At 39.9% G+C, this 21,230-nt stretch carries 18 protein-coding genes and 3 other annotated features; of the genes, 15 read left to right on the top strand and 3 right to left on the bottom strand.

The annotated features are described in order from the left end of the window. Nucleotides 1–37: 37 nt before the first annotated feature. On the top strand, nucleotides 38–439 hold the full coding sequence (locus tag JNUCC25_RS15125) for a hypothetical protein (RefSeq protein WP_013057709.1): 402 nt from the start codon (nucleotides 38–40) through the stop codon (nucleotides 437–439). Between the two features lie 47 nt (nucleotides 440–486). Here JNUCC25_RS15125 and JNUCC25_RS15120 read toward each other — a convergent pair whose 3' ends face one another. Then, complete coding sequence (locus JNUCC25_RS15120) at nucleotides 487–2,181, bottom strand: catalase (protein WP_454222080.1); 1,695 nt, start codon at nucleotides 2,179–2,181, stop codon at nucleotides 487–489. A gap of 452 nt (nucleotides 2,182–2,633) precedes the next feature. Here JNUCC25_RS15120 and JNUCC25_RS15115 point away from each other — a divergent pair, with 452 nt between their 5' ends. Together JNUCC25_RS15115 and JNUCC25_RS15110 are read left to right on the top strand one after the other, a co-directional pair. Further along, a complete protein-coding gene (locus JNUCC25_RS15115; protein ID WP_016764712.1) occupies nucleotides 2,634–3,800 on the top strand; it encodes a C40 family peptidase in 1,167 nt (388 codons plus the stop codon). A 124-nt stretch (nucleotides 3,801–3,924) separates the two neighbouring features. Beyond that, entirely contained in the window at nucleotides 3,925–4,239 is a 315-nt protein-coding gene (locus JNUCC25_RS15110; protein WP_013057706.1) for an MTH1187 family thiamine-binding protein, read from the top strand. 64 nt (nucleotides 4,240–4,303) lie between these two features. On the opposite strand, the gene JNUCC25_RS15105 is transcribed toward JNUCC25_RS15110, so the two are convergent. Next, complete coding sequence (locus JNUCC25_RS15105; protein ID WP_064471837.1) at nucleotides 4,304–5,887, bottom strand: PucR family transcriptional regulator; 1,584 nt, start codon at nucleotides 5,885–5,887, stop codon at nucleotides 4,304–4,306. A 306-nt stretch (nucleotides 5,888–6,193) separates the two neighbouring features. On the opposite strand from JNUCC25_RS15105, the gene allC reads away from it, so the two are divergent. From allC to JNUCC25_RS15050, 11 genes are all read left to right on the top strand, one after another. Then, nucleotides 6,194–7,435, top strand: coding sequence for an allantoate deiminase (gene allC / locus JNUCC25_RS15100; RefSeq protein WP_263033219.1), 1,242 nt, complete (start codon nucleotides 6,194–6,196; stop codon nucleotides 7,433–7,435). 12 nt (nucleotides 7,436–7,447) lie between these two features. Next, nucleotides 7,448–8,698 (top strand): pyridoxal-phosphate-dependent aminotransferase family protein, encoded by a 1,251-nt coding sequence (locus JNUCC25_RS15095; protein ID WP_454222078.1) that lies wholly within the window; start codon nucleotides 7,448–7,450, stop codon nucleotides 8,696–8,698. A 43-nt stretch (nucleotides 8,699–8,741) separates the two neighbouring features. Beyond that, complete coding sequence (gene ggt / locus JNUCC25_RS15090; RefSeq protein ID WP_064471835.1) at nucleotides 8,742–10,352, top strand: gamma-glutamyltransferase; 1,611 nt, start codon at nucleotides 8,742–8,744, stop codon at nucleotides 10,350–10,352. Between the two features lie 24 nt (nucleotides 10,353–10,376). Then, nucleotides 10,377–10,961 carry a chromate transporter gene (locus JNUCC25_RS15085; protein ID WP_013057701.1) on the top strand — a complete coding sequence of 195 codons (585 nt, stop codon included), beginning with the start codon at nucleotides 10,377–10,379 and terminating at the stop codon, nucleotides 10,959–10,961. Beyond that, entirely contained in the window at nucleotides 10,958–11,488 is a 531-nt protein-coding gene (locus JNUCC25_RS15080) for a chromate transporter (protein WP_013057700.1), read from the top strand. Before JNUCC25_RS15085 ends, JNUCC25_RS15080 begins: the two co-directional genes overlap by 4 nt. A 59-nt stretch (nucleotides 11,489–11,547) precedes the next feature. Next, entirely contained in the window at nucleotides 11,548–12,006 is a 459-nt protein-coding gene (locus JNUCC25_RS15075) for a GNAT family N-acetyltransferase (RefSeq protein WP_029322642.1), read from the top strand. A 200-nt stretch (nucleotides 12,007–12,206) separates the two neighbouring features. Beyond that, nucleotides 12,207–12,412, top strand: a binding site (T-box leader). Nucleotides 12,413–12,482: 70 nt separating this feature from the next. Beyond that, nucleotides 12,483–12,689: a binding site (T-box leader), on the top strand. 126 nt (nucleotides 12,690–12,815) lie between these two features. Next, entirely contained in the window at nucleotides 12,816–13,889 is a 1,074-nt protein-coding gene (locus JNUCC25_RS15070; RefSeq protein WP_013057698.1) for a bifunctional 3-deoxy-7-phosphoheptulonate synthase/chorismate mutase, read from the top strand. Nucleotides 13,890–13,895: 6 nt separating this feature from the next. Further along, nucleotides 13,896–14,096: a binding site (T-box leader), on the top strand. A 49-nt stretch (nucleotides 14,097–14,145) separates the two neighbouring features. Beyond that, a complete protein-coding gene (gene aroC / locus JNUCC25_RS15065) occupies nucleotides 14,146–15,312 on the top strand; it encodes a chorismate synthase (protein ID WP_013057697.1) in 1,167 nt (388 codons plus the stop codon). A 20-nt stretch (nucleotides 15,313–15,332) separates the two neighbouring features. Further along, nucleotides 15,333–16,190 (top strand): prephenate dehydrogenase, encoded by an 858-nt coding sequence (locus JNUCC25_RS15060; RefSeq protein ID WP_013057696.1) that lies wholly within the window; start codon nucleotides 15,333–15,335, stop codon nucleotides 16,188–16,190. 15 nt (nucleotides 16,191–16,205) lie between these two features. After that, the gene (gene aroA / locus JNUCC25_RS15055; protein ID WP_064471834.1) at nucleotides 16,206–17,477 is read left to right on the top strand and encodes a 3-phosphoshikimate 1-carboxyvinyltransferase; all 1,272 of its coding nucleotides are present in this window, start codon (nucleotides 16,206–16,208) and stop codon (nucleotides 17,475–17,477) included. 141 nt (nucleotides 17,478–17,618) lie between these two features. After that, on the top strand, nucleotides 17,619–17,864 hold the full coding sequence (locus JNUCC25_RS15050; protein ID WP_013057694.1) for a hypothetical protein: 246 nt from the start codon (nucleotides 17,619–17,621) through the stop codon (nucleotides 17,862–17,864). A 42-nt stretch (nucleotides 17,865–17,906) separates the two neighbouring features. Here JNUCC25_RS15050 and JNUCC25_RS15045 read toward each other — a convergent pair whose 3' ends face one another. Next, nucleotides 17,907–19,451 (bottom strand): FAD-dependent oxidoreductase, encoded by a 1,545-nt coding sequence (locus JNUCC25_RS15045; RefSeq protein WP_029322637.1) that lies wholly within the window; start codon nucleotides 19,449–19,451, stop codon nucleotides 17,907–17,909. Nucleotides 19,452–20,101: 650 nt separating this feature from the next. Between JNUCC25_RS15045 and JNUCC25_RS15040 the strand changes: the two genes are divergently transcribed. Next, the gene (locus tag JNUCC25_RS15040; RefSeq protein WP_016764703.1) at nucleotides 20,102–21,073 is read left to right on the top strand and encodes an extracellular catalytic domain type 1 short-chain-length polyhydroxyalkanoate depolymerase; all 972 of its coding nucleotides are present in this window, start codon (nucleotides 20,102–20,104) and stop codon (nucleotides 21,071–21,073) included. The last annotated feature ends 157 nt before the right edge of the window (nucleotides 21,074–21,230 follow it).

Raw genomic sequence — 21,230 nt, 5'->3', positions numbered from 1 at the left:
GTTGTGATGAAGCGTTTTTTTAGAAAGAGGGATCATCTTGAGTGGAGAAGTTCTTGTCAAGATTTTATCTCAAGCGTATGAACAAAAAAAGACATTACCAATCGTCTCATTCTCGTCTTTTTTTGAACAAAAAAAGGTGGGCTTTCGTTTAAATAACGATGTGTCCGCTGATATTATCTACCATACGCTTATGTGTATTCAGAGAAAAACGTGTGTCCAAGATGTGTTAGTGGAAGTACTAAAAGTTGATAGTCCAAACAATGACGGGGCATTTTCTGATTGTGTATATATTTTAGCAAATGGTACAAAACAGCAAGTGAAAGAATGGGTTCAACCCTTACATCCTAAAAGAGTGAAACAAGGATATCAGCACGGGACACCCATTGATGCGCCACAGTTAAAAAATGACTACCACGTGTTTGCCGTTACTTGGTCATAAGCGTTTAACCCAAAAAACATCCTGCTGTCGCTGCAGGATGTTTTTTGTTAATAAGGATGAGCATCGTGACCTTTTTCATTAGCTTCTTCTACCGCATCAGCAGCTTTGTTGCTTCCTAAGGGTGAACCGCCTTCTTTTGGCAATTTCCCGTATGTAGGAGTCATTTCTGCTCCCATTTCAATTTCTAGGGAACCATCATCATGCATCAGAAGACCAATGCCATTTGCTACTCGATTGCCGTAGTCAAAATCACATTGAGTTAAAAGCTCAATCATCTTTGTTTGAACGGTATGGTGACAACATTTTAAGCCGTCTACTAAATTTTGAATAAGCTCATCACGTTCCCAGTCCTCTAGTAAACGATAGCGTTCACCAGCTTGCTTAAAGTCATTTGTACGATCAATTTTTTCTTTTTTTACATTTCCTTCAACATAAGGCTGATGAGGTTTTGGATGGTCATGCGCTTCTTGAAGACCTCCAAGAGAAGAAGGCTCATAATTCACGTGCGGGTTCTGACCTGGAGCAGCATCTACATGATAGGCCATTTGACCGTCGCGTTGATTTGTTGCTACATGTTTTTTCGGCGCGTTAATAGGCAGATGCAAGTAGTTTGTTCCCACCCGGTGACGCTGCGTGTCGGAATAGGAAAACGTTCTTCCTTGCAGCATTTTATCATCAGAAAAATCTAGCCCGTCTACAAGTACACCCGTACCAAATGCGACTTGCTCCGTTTCAGCAAATACGTTGCTTGGATTTTTATCTAGGACCATTTTACCTACTGGGAGAAATGGAAATTGGTCTTCCGGCCAAATTTTCGTGTCATCAAGCGGATCAAAATCCAGTTCAGGATGCTCTCCATCTTCCATGATTTGTATACAAAGTTCCCACTCGGGGTAGTTACCGCTCTCAATCGCTTCATACAAGTCTTGAGTGGCGTGACTGATATTTTTAGCTTGAATTTCTTCTGCTTGCTTTTGGGTCAAATTTTTAATTCCTTGTTTTGGTTCCCAATGGTATTTCACAAGAAACGCATCGCCATCTTTGTTTACCCACTTATATGTATTAACACCGGAACCTTGCATTTGCCGATAGTTAGCAGGTATTCCCCAAGGTGAAAATAAAAAAGTAATCATATGCATAGCCTCAGGGGTGTGAGAAATAAAATCAAAAATACGCTCGGTATCTTGACGGTTTGTCACAGGATCGGGCTTAAAAGCATGAATCAAATCAGGGAATTTAATAGCATCGCGGATAAAAAATATTTTAAGGTTATTTCCTACTAAGTCCCAGTTTCCGTCTTCTGTGTAGAACTTTACAGCAAACCCCCTTGGGTCTCGCATTGTTTCTGGAGAGTCCTTTCCATGAGTTACGGTAGAAAATCTCACAAACACGGGCGTCTGTTTGCCTGCTCCTGAAAAAACTTTTGCGCGGGTGTATTTTTCAACGGGCTCGTCTCCAAGCTTTCCGTACGTTTCAAAATATCCGTGAGCTCCCGTTCCCCGGGCATGAACAACACGTTCCGGTATACGTTCACGATCAAAATGCGAAAGCTTTTCAATCAGCTGGTAATTTTCAAGAGTAGCAGGTCCTCTGTTGCCTACCGTTCGAGAATTTTGGTTATCACGAATGGGGTGACCTTGACGCGTCGTAAGCGTCTGCTCGTTTTCTCCGGCTGCATAGCGTTGGTCTTCCGAGTCACCTGATCCGCTAACATTTGTACCATGAATGCCTTTATGGCTCATAAAATAATCCTCCTTGTTTCAAACATAACAAGACTATTTTTTTCAGCCTTCGCTTTTTTATTCATTAATATGGAAACAATATAAATTTTTAGAAGAAAAGCTGTTTTACTAAAGAGGGGAACAAGTCCGCTAAACGAATAAATTTTAAAAAAGTTTCACATTTCAAAAAAAAATAAATTGTTTTTTTTGAAATATAAAGATAATGTTACGGGTGATTTTTTACCTATTATTAGTGTAGGAAAAGGAATAATATTGGAATATATTAGCTTTTTTGTCGAACTTATTAAGTGTTAAACGACAATAAACTACGACAATATACACCATACAGCTGCGCTACTGTCGTTTCCTGTAACATAAATGTAATATTAGTGATGTTATTTTGTAATAATGTGTTGTTACAATGTAAACGTCTTATAGATTAGTAGATTATGGCATTGGAGGAACCTTTTTTTATGAAAAAGTTGATATATTCGTTAGCGTTATGTGGATCTTTAACAGTAGTACCTACAATTAGTGAAGCTGCTTTAGGAGATGCTACGCTACACCCAGGAACAAGTAATTCAGATGTGAAAGAATTACAGCAAAAATTAAAAAACAAAGGTTATTTTACATACGGTACAACAACAAACTATTACGGTTCAATCACGACTAGCGCAGTAAAGTCGTTTCAGCGTGCAAATGGTTTATCTGCAGATGGTATTGCAGGTCCATCTACATTTAATAAGCTGCTAGGAAGCGGAAGTTCATCAATTAGCTCAAGTTCATTGCTGCGCGTTGGTTCAACTGGACCAAACGTACAATCTTTACAGCAGCAGCTAAAGAATAAAGGCTATTTTAAAGGGACTACGACTCAATACTTCGGTTCAATTACAAAAAATGCAGTAATGGCATTTCAACGTGCAAACGGACTGTCTGTGGACGGAATTGCGGGTCCAGCTACGTTAAGTAAATTAAAAAATGGCGGTTCTAGCGCTTCAACTGGTGGTTCTAGCTCTAGCAACTCAACTATTTTACGTCAAGGTATGAAAGGTTCAGCAGTAAGCAGCCTTCAGCAAAAACTAAAAAATAAAGGTTACTTCTCAGCTGGTGTAACAGGCTACTTTGGCTCAATTACAACAAGTGCAGTAAAATCATTTCAACGTGCAAATGGTTTATTAGTAGACGGAGAAGCGGGTCCAGATACGCTGAATAAATTAAATTCAAGCAGCTCTAGCAGCTCAAAACCTTCAACATCAACAGGAAGCAGCACAAGCTCAAGCTCAGCTTCAAAAGTTATTTCATATGGTAAACGTTTTATGGGAACACCTTATGTTTGGGGTGGAGCTGCGCCTGGAGGCTTTGATTGCAGTGGTTACCTTAACTATGTATATCGCAATGCAGTAGGTGTAAGTCTTCCTCGTACAGTTGCTAGCATCTATCAAACTGGTACGCGTGTAAGTTCACCTCAGCCTGGCGATATCGTTTTCTTTGAAACGTACCAACCAGGAGCTAGTCATGCTGGAATTTATATCGGGAACGGTCAATTCATGCATGCAGGTTCTTCAACAGGCGTGACAATCACATCACTAAGCAACTCTTACTGGTCAAAACGTTACTTAGGAGCAAAGCGTTACCTATAAGAGTGTAACAAAAAGGAGTAGTTGCAGAACTATTCCTTTTTTCTATGCAACATAAACGTAAAAGTAGGAAATTTTTGCGCGATTTGGTATGATAACTAGGGAACAAATAAAAGGAGTGTATAACATGGCTATTGTAGATGTAACCATTATTCCGGTAGGTACGGAAACGCCAAGCGTGAGTCAGTACGTAGCTGATATTCAAAAAGTGTTGGCCAAGCATGAAGATGAAATTACATATCAATTAACCCCTATGAATACATTGATTGAAGGGGAATTAAGCACGCTGCTAAAAATTGTTCAAGAGATGCATGAAGTACCTTTTGAAAATGGTATTCAGCGCGTATGTACAAATTTACGAATTGATGATCGCCGTGATAAAGAAAATCATACGATGGCTGGGAAATTACAATCAGTACAGTCTAAATTAAAAGCAAAATAAATAATATGCAATACAATAAAAAACGCTTGAGTATCCACTCAGGCGTTTTTTATTGTATTTATACTTAATTAGCATGCACAAGAGAAAAAATTTGAAAAGCTACGCGCAGCCGAAGGGTTTCCTCTGACGTGTGAATAGGTCTTTTTAATAATTCTTCGCATTTTTCAATTCGATAGATCACCGTGTTCCGGTGAACGAATAACTGCTTAGCAGTCTCTGAGATTTGGCAATTGGAATTTAGATATGTTTCAAGCGTGTCAAGTAAGATGGAGCGATCTTTCTTGTCGTACTGCAGCAAACCGTCTAATGTTTGAGAATAGTAATCTTGTAAATCGTTTGCTGGAAGCAACCTCAGCAGTTCTTTAAACTGTTTTGGCTGATAAAATTGAATAAGCTTCGACTGATCTTTAAAATGGATGGTTTCAAGAGCTTCAACAGCTTCTTTATATGAGTCAGCGATTGTAAGTAGGGATTGGCTTTGGTTTCCAACTCCAAATGACATTCGCTTATCGTAGTGACGGTAAACAGCTTCCTGCAAGCGATGCAAGCATTCTATAATCATAGGTTGAGAATGAGGTGTAAACAAAAGAATATAAAGATTGTCATAGAAAAACAAAACGGCCTCTGTATGACCTGTTGATAACTCATATTGAAGGAGCTCATAGATCATATCATCATCGCTGTAAGGCGTGAATGTAGAATGGATTTTCCCGACGGCGCAAATATAGCTGTTTCCTGCTGATAAGCCCATCATCTGTGCTTGAAAGGAAGCATCTTCAAGCGTTTTATAATAATTGTTAACAAGCTGATTAAAAAAATCGTTTTTTCGTCGCCGTTCAGCTTCATACAAAGCCTGCTGTCTCATCATTTCGAAGGATAAAACGTTTGTCGCTTGTTCAATCGTTAGGAGCGCTGAATCGGATAAAGAAACTTGGTGTTCAATAAGTAAATAACTGTACTTTCTTGTATGAGTAGCAATCGGAAAAAGCGTAACGGTTTTTTTGGTGTGTAAAAAGGAAAAGGTTGTATATTTTGACGTTCGTAAAAACAGCTGCTTAGCGCCCGCTACCGCTTCTTCCATCGGGAGTGGAAAGGGTTCGCGTTTGTTTGTATAAAAGAGTTCATGGCCATGGGTATCAAAAAGGGCAACGTGAGCATTGCATAACGTTTGAATAGATTGCATAATTTTCTCAATGCCTTTTCCTTGTAAGATGTACGAGGAAAATAGCTGATGTGTGACCATCGCTTGCTGAAGCTCGGCTGTTTTTTTATCTAAAATAAAGCTGAGAGATTCGTTAATAACTGCGCCTAACGTTTCGTCCGTTTGGAAATCAATGATCGGAAAGTGAAGTTCATCAGCTAGCTGACAAATAGAAGCAGGAACGTGTTCGAAAAAGCGCTTCGTTTTGATGGCCAATCCTGCACATTTCTTTTTAGCCATTCCTTCTACAAGTTTTGCTAAGCTTTCTTCATGTTCTTTGAAATGATAACCCGTTGTAATTAAAAATTCTCCTTCTTTTAAAAAAGATAAAATATCGGGTGCGTCCATCATATTGACGTTATGTACTTTGCGGGTGACTCCTTTTTGCCCGGCTACTACAGATGCTTTTTCATAAATTGGAATGCGTAAAAGAGTTTGTAGTTCCATTATTCATTACTCCTTTTGTTAAAAATTCTCACATTTCCCTGCGCATATCTTTATCTATCTTTTATTTTATAAGAAAGTTTAGTTAAAATAAATAAAATTTTCAGAAAAAAATGTATAAATTGTTAATGAAGAAGTGTATTCAATTCTGTAAGATAAAATAAATAACATATAATGTTAGAAAAAGTTACGTATATAAGACTTTGTATATTTAGTGATAATAGCCAAAAAAACACTAAATCATTGTAGGAAGTGTCAATGAAAACAATCAGTCATTTTCTTAAAATGAAGATAGCAGGAGGGATAGCAATGGTTGCAGATATGACGGGAAAATCTAAGCTTTGTCAGCAAATCGAAGAAAACGTTAGCTGGTTGTCACAGTTTGGGTTAGATGAAAAAAAAGGCGTTACGAGGCTTTTATATACCGAACAGTGGAATGCAGCTCAAAAAGCATTGGAAGAAAAAATGAAGGGACTTCACCTCAAAACGTATTACGATGATGTAGGAAATTTATTTGGACGGTTGCAAGGAACGGGTTCAGAACAACAAGTTATTTTAACAGGATCCCATATCGACACCGTGATAAACGGAGGAAAGTATGACGGGGCGTTTGGTGTTGTGGCAGGTATCATTGCTCTGCAGTACCTATATGCGCATTACGGCTCCCCTACAAAAACCTTAGAGGTCGTATCACTTTGTGAAGAAGAAGGTAGCAGATTTCCTCTTACGTATTGGGGATCAGGTAATATGAATGGATTACACAGCAAAAGTGATGCAAAACATGTTATAAATAAAGAAGGGGTTAAGCTGGATGACGCAATGAAACAGCTTAATTTCGGAAAAGGCCTCCACAGCGAGCCATACCGCACGGACATCGCTTCTTTTATTGAACTGCATATCGAACAAGGAAAGCAGCTTGAAATGTCTCGTTGCGATATCGGAATTGTTTCTAGTATCGTCGGGCAGAAACGATTTACAGTATCTGTTAAAGGTGAAAGTAACCATGCGGGCACAACCCCGATGAACATCAGAAAAGATGCATTTTATGTGAGCTGCAAACTTGCTAAAGCATTTATTGAATTGAGCGAAAAATATCATAACGCTTTATACGTAACGGTTGGCAAAATTACACTTTCTCCAAATGCACCGAATGTAATACCAGGATATGTAGAATTCACGGTCGATATAAGACACCATGAATATGAGGTTTTACAAGAGGCAGAACGAGAAATGAAGGAAATTATAAAGCGAACAGCAGGGGATTTAGAAGTGAATATCGACTGCTGGATGGATGAAAAACCTGTCGCCATGAGCGAAGAATTATCTGAACTTTCCAAAATTATTTCCTCGGAAAAGAATATCTCCTCCCGAGAAATAGTAAGCGGTGCAGGACACGACTCGCAGGTATTCGGACGAAGAGTTCCCACATGTTTGTTATTCGTACCGAGCCAAGATGGAATCAGCCATTCCCCAAAGGAATTCACCAAAGGAGAACAGTTAGAAAAAGGAGTAAAGGTCTTAATAGAACTATTATATAAACTTGCCTACTAGGAGGAATTTGACATGACTATAACAAAACAGCTTCATACACCGCCGCGTACGATTATGACACCCGGACCCGTAGAAGCAGATCCCCGCGTATTAAGAGCATTAGGAACACCTATTTTAGGTCAGTTTGACCCCGCATTTACGCACATTATGAACGAAACGATGGAAATGCTTCGTGAACTATTTCAAACCAAAAACAAATGGGCTTTTCCCGTTGATGGAACGTCTAGAGCTGGGATTGAAGCAGTTCTTGCAAGTGTAGTTGAGCCTGGAGATAAAGTATTTGTCCCGATTTTCGGCCGCTTCGGCTATTTATTAACGGAAATTGCCGAGCGCTACGGAGCTGATGTACACAATATTGAATGCGAATGGGGAGAAGTGTTTGACCCTGAAACAGTTATCCATGAAATAAAAAAAGTGAATCCGAAAATTGTTGCAATGGTTCATGGTGAAACGTCTACAGGAAGAATGCAGCGGCTTAAAGAAATTGGTGCTGCATGCCGCAACCAAGATGTTTTATTTATCGTCGACGCAGTAGCCACTATTGGCGGTACGGATGTAAAAGTAGATGAGTGGAACATTGACGCATTGATTGCAGGTACACAAAAGTGTTTATCTGTTCCGTCGGGCATGGCACCTATTACGTACAATGATCGTATTGAAAAAATTATCATGGAACGAAAAAAAGTTGAAAAAGGAATCGCAACAAAAGCGGATGCTCAAACTGTTCGTCTGCGTCCGAATATTATCAGCAACTATTTCGATTTAAGTCAGCTTCAAGACTATTGGAGTGAGCGCAGGCTAAATCATCACACGGAAGCAACGTCCATGCTCTATGCTTTAAGGGAAGGGCTGCGCGTTATTTTAGAAGAAGGATTAGAGGAAAGATTTGCAAGGCATCGTCTCCATGAAAAAGCACTTGTAGCCGGTATTAAAGCAATGGGATTATCGTTATTCGGAGATGAGCATTCAAAAGTTCCAACCGTTACTTGTGTTTTAATTCCCCCAGGTATTGACGGAGAGACAGTTCGTTCTACGCTTCTTGAACAATTTGGGATTGAAATTGCAAGTTCTTTTGGGCCGATGCACGGAAAAATATGGCGTATCGGTACAATGGGATACAGCTGTCGAAAAGACAACGTTCTATTTACATTGGCTGGTCTTGAAGCAGTGCTTATTCGAAACGGGGCAAGCGTGAATGCAGGTGCTGCTTTGCAAGCAGCATTAAAAGTTTACGAGGAAGAAGTAGCGTTGTCTAGCCTGTAGAGATTCGTTTTATTCATCATATAAAGAAAAGAGGAGATTTTCTATGAGTGAATACTTTTTTACACACCCCTATGCATCGCAGCGTACGTGTACGTTTGGAAAAAACGGAATGGTAGCAACCAGTCAGCCTCTTGCCGCTCAAGCGGGTCTTGAAATGTTGAAAAAAGGAGGCAATGCGGTAGATGCTGCTATTGCCTCCGCGGCTTGTTTAACGGTTGTAGAGCCTACGTCAAATGGAATTGGCGGAGACGCATTTGCTCTCGTGTGGATAAATGAAGAGCTATACGGACTCAACGCGAGCGGTCCTGCTCCTGCTTCTATCTCTATTGAGGCTCTGCGTGCCATGGGGATAAAAGAGATGCCCGCTCGCGGTTTTGTTCCTGTTACGGTCCCAGGTGCCCCGAGTGCGTGGGTAGAACTGTCAAAACGCTTTGGGCGGCTATCGTTAAAAGAAGTGCTGCAGCCTGCTATTTCATATGCACAAGAAGGCTTCCCAATCTCCCCGATTTTAGGGTACAATTGGGAACGAGCGTTTGAACGATTTACACACGTGTTAAAAGGTGACGAATATAAGCAATGGTTTGAGACGTTTGCCAACAATGGATCAGCTCCTAAAGTAGGGGAAGTGTGGCGATCACCGGACCATGCTGCTACGCTGCTTGAAATTGCCGAAACGAATGGAGAATCTTTTTACAGAGGGGATTTAGCTGATAAAATAGCAGGTTTTTCGAAAAAATACGGCGGATTTTTAGCAAAAGAAGATTTAGCAGCTTTTAAAGCAGAGTGGGTGAAGCCAATTTCAACTTCTTACCGAGGATATGATGTGTGGGAAATTCCGCCTAACGGCCAAGGCCTTATTGCACTTTTAGCTTTAAATACGCTAAAAGGCTTTTCTTTCGATGCCAAAGATTCTGTCGATACATATCACAAGCAAATTGAAGCCATGAAGCTAGCGTTTGCAGATGGACAAAAATTCATTACAGATGCTGATAAAATGACAGTAGCAGTTGAAGATTTGTTGAATGATTCTTATGCAAACAAGCGCAGAGGACTGATTGGTGAAAAAGCGCTTATTCCCGAAGCCGGACAGCCGTCTCATAGCGGCACGATCTATCTAGCGACAGCTGATGGAGAAGGAAACATGGTATCATTCATTCAAAGTAATTACATGGATTTTGGCTCAGGACTTGTCGTACCTGATACGGGCATATGCCTGCAAAACCGCGGGCATAATTTTTCGTTAGACCCACAGCACCATAACCGATTAGAGCCAGGAAAACGGACCTATCATACCATTATTCCTGGATTTTTAACAAAGAATAAAAGTGCTGTAGGTCCATTCGGTGTAATGGGCAAATTCATGCAGCCTCAAGGACATGTGCAAGTCGTCATGAATATGATTGATTTTCATCTAAATCCTCAGGCAGCTTTAGATGCACCAAGATGGCAGTGGATTGAACATAAAAAGGTTCTTGTGGAAAAAGAAATGCCTTCACATATTGTAGAAGCATTAGAACGCAAAGGGCATGATATTCATGTGGCTACGAGCAGACATACGTTTGGAAGAGGGCAGATTATTTTGAGAGATGAACAAACCGGCGTATTATACGGCGGCACAGAAGCGCGAACAGACGGAGCGGTCGTTGCTTATTAGATCACAGAGAAAGGAGCGCGAGAAATGCGACAATTGGATATTTTTATAGCGTTTTTTCGCTCAGGTATGCTCGGCTACGGAGGAGGACCTTCAGCTATTCCACTCGTAAAAAAAGAAGTGGTCGATACGTACAAATGGATGGATGACGATGAATTTGGCGATTTGTTAGCAATCGCCAATACGCTGCCTGGGCCTATTGCTACAAAGCTGGCTGGATACATCGGCTATCGAGTCGGCGGTATTTTGGGTCTCGGGACAGCTTTATTTGCAGCCGTTATTCCAACCGTTTTTTTAATGGTATTGCTGTTAACAACTTTAACGCAATTTAAAGATCAGCCGTGGGTTATGGGCATGACCAAAGCAGTTGTTCCTGTAGTGGGAGTTATGCTCGCGGTTATGACGTGGGACTTTTTTAAAAAATCAACATCTGGTTTAGGGTGGACGCCAGCTATTATCTTACTGATTATTAGCTTAGGATTAATGGAATTTGCCCATATCCATCCAGCGGTCATTATTATTGTTCTTATGGCGGCAGCTTGGATTCCGCTAAAACGAAAAGGAAAAAAAGGCGAAAGTGCTGAACACAAGCAGAAGAGGGAATCGGTATGATTTATATTCAGCTATTTATGGCGTTTTTTGTTTCAAATATTTTAGGCTATGGAGGCGGACCTGCGTCGATTCCGCTTATTCAAAAAGAAGTCGTAGATCGCTACCATTGGCTTACCGTCAAAGAGTTTAGTGAAATGCTGGCAATTGGAAATGCGCTTCCTGGTCCGATTGCAACAAAAATGGCGGGGTTTATCGGATATCAGCAGGCAGGGATTTTAGGCTCTGTGATTGCTCTTTTTGCAACGATTGCTCCATCGGTTTTACTTTTAGTTATTTTACTTCGAATATTATTTAAGTATAAAGATTCGCCAAATGTTAAGAAAATGACGAACTACATTCGTCCCGTTATCGCCATTTTACTGGGCTTGATGGCGTATGAATTTTTTATGAATTCATACGGTGATTCAGGTATATGGCAAACTTTATTTTTAGTAGTAGCCAGCTTTCTTTTATTGGAAAAATTACGTGTGCATCCAGCGTTCGTTATTGTCGGAGCACTCGTATACGGAGCTGTTTTTCTTGCTTAAATGAAGCTCTCAAATAATGAGAGTTTTTTTGTGTAAAAGAGACGAAAAGAGGGGAAGTCATGGTTGAAAAAGCAGCGCTAGAAAACGTTCAGGATTTGGTTAAACTGCGAATGTTGCTCATGAAAGAACTAGGAGAATTAAACGGGAACGAGGAGCTGTTTCAAAAAGCTACAGAAGAATATTTTACTGCAAATATAAATAATCCAAATAGCTATACGGCTATTTTAAAAGCGGATGGAGAAATTGTATCAGCAGGAAGCATCGTCTTTTTTATACGTCCGCCTTCACCGAGTAACCTCCAAGGAAAAGAAGCATATGTTATGAACATGTATACAGCTTTTGATCACCGAAAGCACGGCTACTCTTCAGCTATTTTAAAGCATTTGATGCAGTACTGCCAAAAAAGTGGTGTAAATCGAATATGGTTAAATGCTTCTTCCGCTGGAAAAAGCTTGTATCAAAAACATGGGTTTATTGAATGTGAATCTGAAATGGAATACAAGTTTGAAAAAAATTAGAGCAGCAAAACTCTTGATAGAGATGGGTTTGAAGGAGCTATGGTTTTTAAAAAATAAAAAAAATTGATAAAAAGTGTTGACGAACATAAAAAAACCATTCATAATACAAATCAACATCACACAACATTACACACAACTTGGAAGCGACAAACAGTTTCAAACGATCGGAACTGATTATCCAAGTACACATACATAGTCAATACTGAGCGTTGATAGGAGCACTAGTAGAAAAAATTTCCCTGTAACAGAGAGCTGACGGTTGCTGCGAGTCAGAACACAAATTTTTTCGAAGTACATTCCTTGAGCATCTTTTCCGAGTAGGAAAAGACGGCCTGGCCGTTATTTTAATGAAGAGGCAAGCAAAATGCTTGCAACTAGGGTGGTACCGCGAATTTTCGTCCCTACTGACTCTTAAGAAAAATCTTAAGGGTGAGTAGGGACTTTTTGTATTTCGGTCCATTATAATTTTATATCCATTACAAGCGATGAAAAGAGCATAGTAGCAAAATCTTCCCTGTATTCAGAGAGCTGATGGTTGGTGCGAATCAGTACAAAAGAGATTGCGAATTACATTCTTGGAGCTTTCTTTTGGCGATAGTCAAAAGCGGCAATAGCCGTTATCTTAATGAAGAGGCAAGCAATGCTTGCAATTAGGGTGGTACCGCGATCAATTCGTCCCTACTGATACAATCAGTAGGGACTTTTTGTATATCCGCATAAGCGGCTGTGTAGGTGTAAAACGGATTTTTCAATACAAACTAAACGAGAAGATCCGTTCAAGGTTATAAAATCAAAGGAGGATTTTTAAAATGACAAAATCACTAGAACAATTACGAGGACAAATCGACGAAATAAATTTAGAAATTTTAGAATTATTAAATAAACGCGGTGAAATCGCACAAGAAATTGGAAAAGTAAAAGGTACACAAGGTGTGAATCGCTTTGATCCAGTGCGTGAACGTAAATCGTTAGATCAAATCTTAGCTAACCATAATGGACCATTCGAAGCTTCAACAATTCAGCATATTTTCAAAGAAATTTTCAAAGCAAGCTTAGAGCTTCAAGAAGACGATCACCGCAAAGCACTTCTTGTATCTCGTAAAAAGAAATCTGAAGATACAATCGTTGACATCAACGGTACAAAAGTAGGACCTGGAAACTTAGAATTTGTAATGGGACCATGTGCAGTAGAAAGCTACGAACAAGTAAAAGAAGTGGGCTTAGCCCTTAAAGAACAAGGCATTACGTTAATGCGCGGCGGAGCGTTCAAACCACGTACATCACCTTACGATTTCCAAGGTCTTGGAGTGGAAGGGTTAAAAATCTTACGTCAAGTAGGCGATGAGCTAGGCCTATCAATTATCAGTGAAATTGTTTCTCCTCAAGATATTGAAACGGCTCTAGACTACGTAGATGTGATTCAAATTGGTGCACGTAACATGCAAAACTTCGAGCTATTAAAAGCTGCAGGTTCTGTAGACAAACCGATTCTTTTAAAACGCGGATTGGCAGCAACAATTGAAGAATTCATTAACGCTGCTGAATACATTATGTCTCGCGGAAATGGAAACATTATTCTTTGTGAACGCGGTATCCGCACATACGAACGTGCAACACGCAACACATTAGATATCTCAGCTGTTCCAATCTTGAAAAAAGAAACGCATTTACCAGTTGTAGTAGACGTAACGCATTCAACAGGACGCAAAGACTTATTATTACCATGTGCAAAAGCAGCGATTGCTATCGGCGCAGATGCTGTAATGGCAGAAGTTCATCCAGACCCAGCGGTAGCACTATCAGATTCAGCACAACAAATGAACATTCCTGAATTCCACAAATTCATGGAAGAATTAAAAGGTGCAGCAGTAAAATTATCTTAATTTCATAGTGATACAGTGATAAGAAACTAGTAGCAAACATTTCCCTGTCTCAGAGAGCTGACGGTTGGTGGAAGTCAGTACACAAATGTGAGCGAATTACACTCTTTGAGTACTCTTTTACAGAGCGGTCAGCAGATCGTTAACAATTCGAGGTGGCAAGCAATGTTTGCAACTAGGGTGGTATCGCGAGAAAAACTCGTCCCTATGACATAGGGGCGAGTTTTTTTATTTTTTATAACAGAAAGGAATCGATAATATGAGATATTTAACAGCAGGAGAATCGCACGGACCTCAATTAACAGCGATTATTGAAGGAGTACCGGCAGGGCTTGAATTAACAGCCGAACATATTAATGAAGATTTAGCAAGAAGACAAAAGGGACATGGGCGCGGACGCCGCATGCAGATTGAAAAAGATCAAGTTCAGATTAAAGGCGGGGTTCGCCACGGTGAGACGCTTGGTTCACCCATTGCTTTAGTCGTTGAAAACAAAGATTTTACTCACTGGAGAAATATTATGGGTGCTGATCCAGTTGATCATGATGAAGAAGTAAAGCGACAAATTACAAAGCCTCGTCCAGGTCATGCGGATTTAAATGGAGCGATTAAATACGGTCACAGAGATATGCGAAACGTATTGGAACGTTCATCTGCTCGTGAAACGACGGTGCGAGTAGCCACAGGCGCAGTTGCCAAACAAGTACTAAAAGCTGTAGGCGTAAATATTGCGTGTCACGTGCTTGAAATCGGCGGTGTGAAAGCTGAAAAAACGGCATATGAGTCACTGACAGAACTTCAGGAAAAAACAGAAGCGTCACCTGTTCGCTGTTTAGATGAAGAAGCAGGACAGAAGATGATGAAAGCAATCGATGATGCAAAAGAAAATGGAGACAGCATTGGTGGCGTAGTGGAAGTAGTAGTAGAAGGAATGCCTACTGCAGTGGGAAGTTACGTGCACTATGATCGTAAGTTAGATTCAAAGCTAGCTGCTGCTATTATGAGCATTAACGCGTTTAAAGGCGTTGAAATCGGCGTAGGCTTTGAAGCAGCTCGCAGACCGGGAAGCGAAGTTCATGATGAAATTCTATGGGATGAACAAAACGGCTATACGCGTAAAACGAACAATGCAGGAGGTTTAGAAGGAGGCATGACAACAGGGATGCCGATTGTTGTGCGAGGCGTCATGAAACCTATTCCTACCTTATACAAGCCGCTGCAAAGTGTAGATATTGATACAAAAGAACCATTTGCTGCAAGTATTGAACGCTCAGACAGCTGTGCAGTACCGGCGGCAGCGGTTGTAGCAGAATCAGTGATTGCTTGGGAACTAGCATCTGCTATTATCGATCAATTTGGGGCAGATCGAATTCAGTTAATTCAAGAAAACGTAAAAAAACATGAAGAATACGCAAAGCAATTTTAATGAATAGAGGAGAATGAAAGGTGAAAACACGTGTATTACTTATTGGCGTCGGCCTTATTGGAGGATCATTAGCGCTAGCTATGAAGAAGCATCGTCACGTCACAGTCGTTGGAGCTGATATCAATACAAATGAAGTACAAGTAGCCAACCAGCTAGGTATCGTTGATTATGTAGCTGAAGATATAAAAACAGAAGCAGCCCAAGCAGATTATATCGTGCTTGCTACTCCAGTAGAGTACACGACAGCATGGATACACGACCTTTCTACTTGGAAGCTTAAAGAAACGGTTATCGTAACGGATGTCGGAAGTACCAAAGGTGAAATTATGAAAGCAGCCGAAGCGCTGAATAAGAAACGTATTTCATTTATTGGGGGGCATCCGATGGCTGGTTCTCATACGAGCGGTGCAGTCAATGCACGAGCGGATTTATTTTGTTCGGCGCGCTATATTTTAACGCCGTTTGAAAATGAGCAAAAAGAAAAAATAGATGCGCTTATGCATTTGCTAGAGCCTACAGGTGCACAATTTGTACCGCTTGATGCAGCTACTCATGACCAAATCACTGGAGTTGTCAGTCATTTACCTCATGTGATTGCGACCAGTCTTGTAAGACAAGTAAAAGGATATTCAGCACAGAATCATCTTGTCACGGAAATGGCAGCAGGCGGTTTTCGAGATATTACGAGAATTGCTTCAAGCAATCCTCATATGTGGAGAGATATACTAAAACAAAACCGTTCTATGCTTTTAACATTGCTTGATGACTGGATGAAAGAAATGGAACAAGTAAAACTATTAGTAGAAAAAGGTGACGGTCACGAATTATTTGATTACTTTTCAGATGCCAAAGAATTTCGTGATTCGCTTCACGCATAAAAGGAGAGACATATTGTGACAGTAAAAGCTTTACGAGGAACGATTCAAATTCCAGGAGATAAATCCATTTCTCACCGCTCCGTTATGTTTGGTTCAATCGCAGAAGGAACAACAACGATTAAAGGGTTTTTGCCAGGTGACGATTGCCTTAGCACCATTTCCTGCTTTCAAAAACTAGGTGTAGATATTCAAATGATTGATGAACAAAGCGTCGTAGTCAAAGGAAAAGGGATACAAGCTCTAAAAGAGCCATCTGATATTTTAGATGTTGGAAATTCGGGCACAACGATTCGCCTTATGATGGGAATTTTAGCAAATACACCCTTTCATTCAACATTGATTGGAGACGAATCCATTGCCAAACGCCCCATGAAGCGTGTGACCGGTCCGCTTCGTGATATGAATATTCATTTAGACGGTCGAAAAGATGCTAATTTTACACCGCTTGTTATTCGAGGTGGGCAAGCAAAAGGTATACACTATACATCTCCCGTTGCAAGCGCACAAGTAAAATCAGCTATTTTACTTGCTGGACTGCAGGCGGAAGGAACAACTTCTGTAACGGAACCGGCGAAATCACGTGATCATACAGAACGTATGCTAGAGGCATTTGGTGTTAAAGTCGAAGAAGAAGGCTTAACGGTTTCAATTGAAGGCGGTCAAACGTTAAGAGGAACGCATGTAGAAGTGCCTGGTGATATTTCGTCAGCTGCATTCTTTTTAGTAGCGGGGGCTATTATTGCAAACAGCCGCATTGAAATTCAAAAAGTTGGGATGAATCCGACTCGAACGGGTATTTTAGATGTGCTTTCAAATATGGGCGCTTCGATCGAGACAGTCAAAGAAACAAAAGAAACAGCGGAACCCTATGCAGATTTAGTTGTAGAAGCTTCTCACTTAAAAGGTACAGAAGTAGGCGGAGACTTAATTCCACGCCTAATTGACGAAATCCCAATTATTGCACTAGCTGCCACACAGGCAGAAGGAATCACGGTTATTAAAGATGCTGCAGAGTTAAAAGTCAAAGAAACAAACCGTATTGATACGGTAGTGAATGAGTTAACCAAAATGGGAGCTAACATTGAAGCAACGGAAGATGGAATGATTATTCACGGAGGTACAAAACTTCACGGAGCAAATGTAAACAGCCACGGAGATCACCGTATCGGTATGATGCTCGCTGTTGCCTCTTGTATTGCAGAAGGGGAAACAATTATTGAAAATCGTGACGCGGTATCCGTCTCTTACCCGCAGTTTTTTGCTCACTTAGAGTCTTTACAGCAGTAAATTCCCTTATTATGTTAAAATAGCAGTTTGAAAGTTATAAGGAATTTATAAAATTAAAACCAATGACTCTATATTTCGCTGGAGAAATCCGATATAATCATTACAACACCTCTAGTATTAAATAGAATTTGGTGAATGATTATGTTTTTGATGATTGTCTACATCGGGGCCATTTTATTTTTTATAAAAATGTTTATGGATCGAGATTTTATTTGGTTTTTGTTCCTATTGCCATTTTTGATGTTTGTTATGTTTTTTGAAACAGACTATCTTGATCATGTCCCTGAATCTGGAAGGTTAATTATCTTTACGTTTTCTTTTTTAGTCATTTATGCAATGGTTTTGGTGTATAATCGATATTTTAGAAAAGAAGGATGTAAAGAGTAAACTCAAATGTGAATCCATTGATAATGATAAAAAAAGCATGCCCTACGGCGTGCTTTTTTTATCGCTTGAATTGACATCCACTGGCGTAAGCGGCTTTTTAGCAGGGCCTTCTACCACAGATCCGTCGTAAGAGAAACGAGAACCGTGACAAGGGCAGTCCCACGTGCGGTCACCAGCGTTCCAATTCACTTCACATCCTAAGTGCGTGCATGTAGTATCGACGCAGTGAAGCTTCCCTTGAGGGTCTTTATAAGCCCCCGTACGTTTGCTGTTTACATATACGACCGACCCTTCATCATTTTGGAGCTGATCCAGTCCTTTTTCAGGCATTGAAAACTTACCGGTAATAAAGTGTTCAGCCACATCAAGATTTTGACGAAAGAAATGCTTAAGGCTAGGGTCTGCATAAAAACGAGATGGATTATACAACTCTGCATATGGGTTGTCTTTTCCGGTTATTGCATCTCGAATAATATGTGCTGCAATGGTACTATGAGTCATTCCCCATTTTTTAAATCCGGTGGCAATAAAGATATTTGGCTTGCTTTCTTTAATGGGACCGATATATGGAATTTTATCAAGCGTAAATAAATCTTGTGCAGACCATTTATAACGAAAATGTTGAACATTAAAATTTTCTTCAGCGAACCTCTGAAGGGACTCATAGTGGAACATAGTATTAATTCCTTGTCCAGCTTTGTGGCCTTCTCCACCAATTAAGATGAGTTCTTCTCCGTCAACTTTTGTTGAACGCAGCGAATGAGTAGGCTGATCAGCACTTAAATACATGCCTCCAGGGTAAGCTTGTTCAACTTTTGCTGCTAACACATACGAACGTTTGGCATACATGCGCGTATAGTAAAAGCCCGCTCCATCATAAAATGGAAAGTGTGAACACGCCACTACGTATTTGCAAGAAATTCGATGTCCGTCTCTTGTGACAACGGTGGGCGATGTGCTTTCTTCTACGTCCGTTGCTACGGTGTTTTCAAAAATCAATCCGCCGCTTTCTGTGAATTTTTTTACTAAATGAAGCAGATATTTTAACGGATGAAACTGAGCTTGATCTTTCATAATAGCTGCTGCCCTAATATCAAAATTAAAAGGAAGCTCTGTTGCAAATTCACATGGAATATGTAATCGCTGATAGGCTCGAAATTCTTTACGAACTCGATGATCAAACTCCAGCGTTTCTCCATATAAGTAAGCATCTTGTACCGAAAAGTCACAGTCAATGTTCTCCGTTTGAATTAAGTTTTTCATAAACTGCAGAGCTTGTTCGTTTGCTTTATAATACAGCAGCGTTTTTTCTTCGCCAATATGTGAAAGCAGTTCATCGTAGATAACGTCATGCTGAGCTGTAATCTTTGCTGTTGTGTGACCGGTTGTACCATTTAAAATATTATCAGCTTCAATTAACGCCACGTTCAGTCCTTCTTTTTGTAATAAATAAGCTGTTGTAATACCGCTAATACCGCCTCCTACTACTACAACATCAACTTTTCGATTTTCTGAAAGAGATGGGTATGTTGGAAACTTTAAATGATCGCGCCAGTAGGGCTCAGTATCCTTTGGGATATTTGCCAATTTATTCACCTCCATATGATAAGTCTTATTTTTACCATAGTTTTCTAAAAAATGTATGCAAAATAAAGGAATCTACTCTAATAGCATCTCTTTGCTATACCTATTTAAGCAAAGTAGGGGAAAGAGTGATTACAATCAGCCTTTGTACGATTGTTGCGAACGAAGCAGAGGTTAAACGAAAATATTTGCTCTTCAAGATTCTTCTTTTTCAACGTGGCTTCCGCACCTGCACCTCGCCATTTGCTACGAAAGGATTGGTGAATAAAAAGCAAAGTATGAAATAGTAAAGGTTACAGATTTAAACATGAAGAGCAATAAATTCATATAAATGATAGGGAGCATCATATAATAAAAGTATAGAGGCTTAATTCGGCAAAAGGTATTTAAACATCAAGGTCCAAATAAAAGGGCAAACGGCATGTTTGTCCTTTTTTCATGATTATAGTGACAATTTTCATATATAGTAATAAAGTATATATATAGCAAAAAAATCCCAAATTTTAAGAAGATAAAAAACGGCTTAAAACCAAAACAAGTTGTACTCTTAGAGTATGTAGAACGTGCAAAAAAACGAAATAATATGTAGTATTGTAATACAGGACGTAATTGGGAAGAAAAATGAAAACGTTGACAAAAAGAGGAGGGGTACCGTGTTGGGTTCACTACCTAATGTTATAAATACGTCAACGCTTGTGTCTTCAAGTGAACAACAAGAAGCGTCATCTGAATCATTTAAAACATATACTCATAAAGGGAAAAAATTCAAGGTCTATTTACCTAAATCCTATCATATTTTAAAATCTTACCCACTAATGGTTATGCTGCATGGATGTACACAAAATGCAGATGATTTTGCGATAGGCACGCAAATGAATGAGCTCGCCGACGAAAAGGAATTTATTGTCGTATATCCACAGCAGTCTTCTAACTCAAATATGAATAAATGCTGGAACTGGTTTGAACCTCTTCATCAAATTAGAGGGTTTGGCGAGCCAGCTATTATTGCAGGGATTGTAAAAAAAGTCCAAAACATGCACTTTATTCAGAAAAATAAAGTGTTTATTGCCGGTCTGTCAGCAGGAGGAGCAATGAGCATCGTTATGGGGGTAACTTATCCAGAACTGTTTGCTGGAATAGGTGTGTCAGCAGGTATCGAATATCAGGCGGCTCTTAACGTATTTAATGCGTATTCTGTCATGGCCAGTAAAGGTCCTTCCCCCGTTAAACAAGGAAGAATTGCTTATCAGCAAATGGGAAAACGGGCAAAGCCACTGCCGCTCATTGTATTTCATGGTAACGCTGATTCTACGGTAAATGTAGCCAATGCAGATCAAGTGGTTCACCAGTGGATTACAACGAATAATCTTGCTTATAACGGAAGAATAGATGGATGGATTCAAGATAGCCCGGTTAAAACGAGAGAAGAAAAAATTCTCTTTGGACGGGATTATACAACATATCGCTACGAAAGCAGTAAGGGAGAATTGGCTATTGATAAATATATTATCAATGGAATGGGGCATGCATGGTCAGGAGGGAATTCAGCCGGCAGCTATACAGACCCTAAAGGCCCCAACGCTAGTCGAATCATGTGGGACTTTTTCATGAGTCAAAAAGTATAAACAGAGCATATAATGAGGTTCAGTTGCGTTCTTATCGCAGAGAAGAAGAGCTGAAAGTAGCTCTTCCGGCCCTTATTAGTATAAAGAAGCAGCTGCAGGAGCCATTATTTTAACTAGACGTGTTTTTCTAAAAATTAGGATTTGATTATTTAGAAAA

This window comes from Priestia sp. JNUCC 25, from assembly GCF_053667915.1.
Note: the sequence above shows the minus strand (reverse complement) of the source record. Positions and strands in the feature narration are given on the sequence as shown.

What these genes read in the sequence shown, in the direction of transcription:
- JNUCC25_RS15120 (WP_454222080.1), bottom strand. Translation starts at nt 2,181, where the DNA reads ATGAGCCATAAAGGCATTCATGGTACAAATGTTAGCGGATCAGGTGAC.
- JNUCC25_RS15115 (WP_016764712.1), top strand. Translation starts at nt 2,634, where the DNA reads ATGAAAAAGTTGATATATTCGTTAGCGTTATGTGGATCTTTAACAGTA.
- JNUCC25_RS15110 (WP_013057706.1), top strand. Translation starts at nt 3,925, where the DNA reads ATGGCTATTGTAGATGTAACCATTATTCCGGTAGGTACGGAAACGCCA.
- JNUCC25_RS15105 (WP_064471837.1), bottom strand. Translation starts at nt 5,887, where the DNA reads ATGGAACTACAAACTCTTTTACGCATTCCAATTTATGAAAAAGCATCT.
- allC (WP_263033219.1), top strand. Translation starts at nt 6,194, where the DNA reads ATGGTTGCAGATATGACGGGAAAATCTAAGCTTTGTCAGCAAATCGAA.
- JNUCC25_RS15095 (WP_454222078.1), top strand. Translation starts at nt 7,448, where the DNA reads ATGACTATAACAAAACAGCTTCATACACCGCCGCGTACGATTATGACA.
- ggt (WP_064471835.1), top strand. Translation starts at nt 8,742, where the DNA reads ATGAGTGAATACTTTTTTACACACCCCTATGCATCGCAGCGTACGTGT.
- JNUCC25_RS15085 (WP_013057701.1), top strand. Translation starts at nt 10,377, where the DNA reads ATGCGACAATTGGATATTTTTATAGCGTTTTTTCGCTCAGGTATGCTC.
- JNUCC25_RS15080 (WP_013057700.1), top strand. Translation starts at nt 10,958, where the DNA reads ATGATTTATATTCAGCTATTTATGGCGTTTTTTGTTTCAAATATTTTA.
- JNUCC25_RS15075 (WP_029322642.1), top strand. Translation starts at nt 11,548, where the DNA reads ATGGTTGAAAAAGCAGCGCTAGAAAACGTTCAGGATTTGGTTAAACTG.
- JNUCC25_RS15070 (WP_013057698.1), top strand. Translation starts at nt 12,816, where the DNA reads ATGACAAAATCACTAGAACAATTACGAGGACAAATCGACGAAATAAAT.
- aroC (WP_013057697.1), top strand. Translation starts at nt 14,146, where the DNA reads ATGAGATATTTAACAGCAGGAGAATCGCACGGACCTCAATTAACAGCG.
- JNUCC25_RS15050 (WP_013057694.1), top strand. Translation starts at nt 17,619, where the DNA reads ATGTTTTTGATGATTGTCTACATCGGGGCCATTTTATTTTTTATAAAA.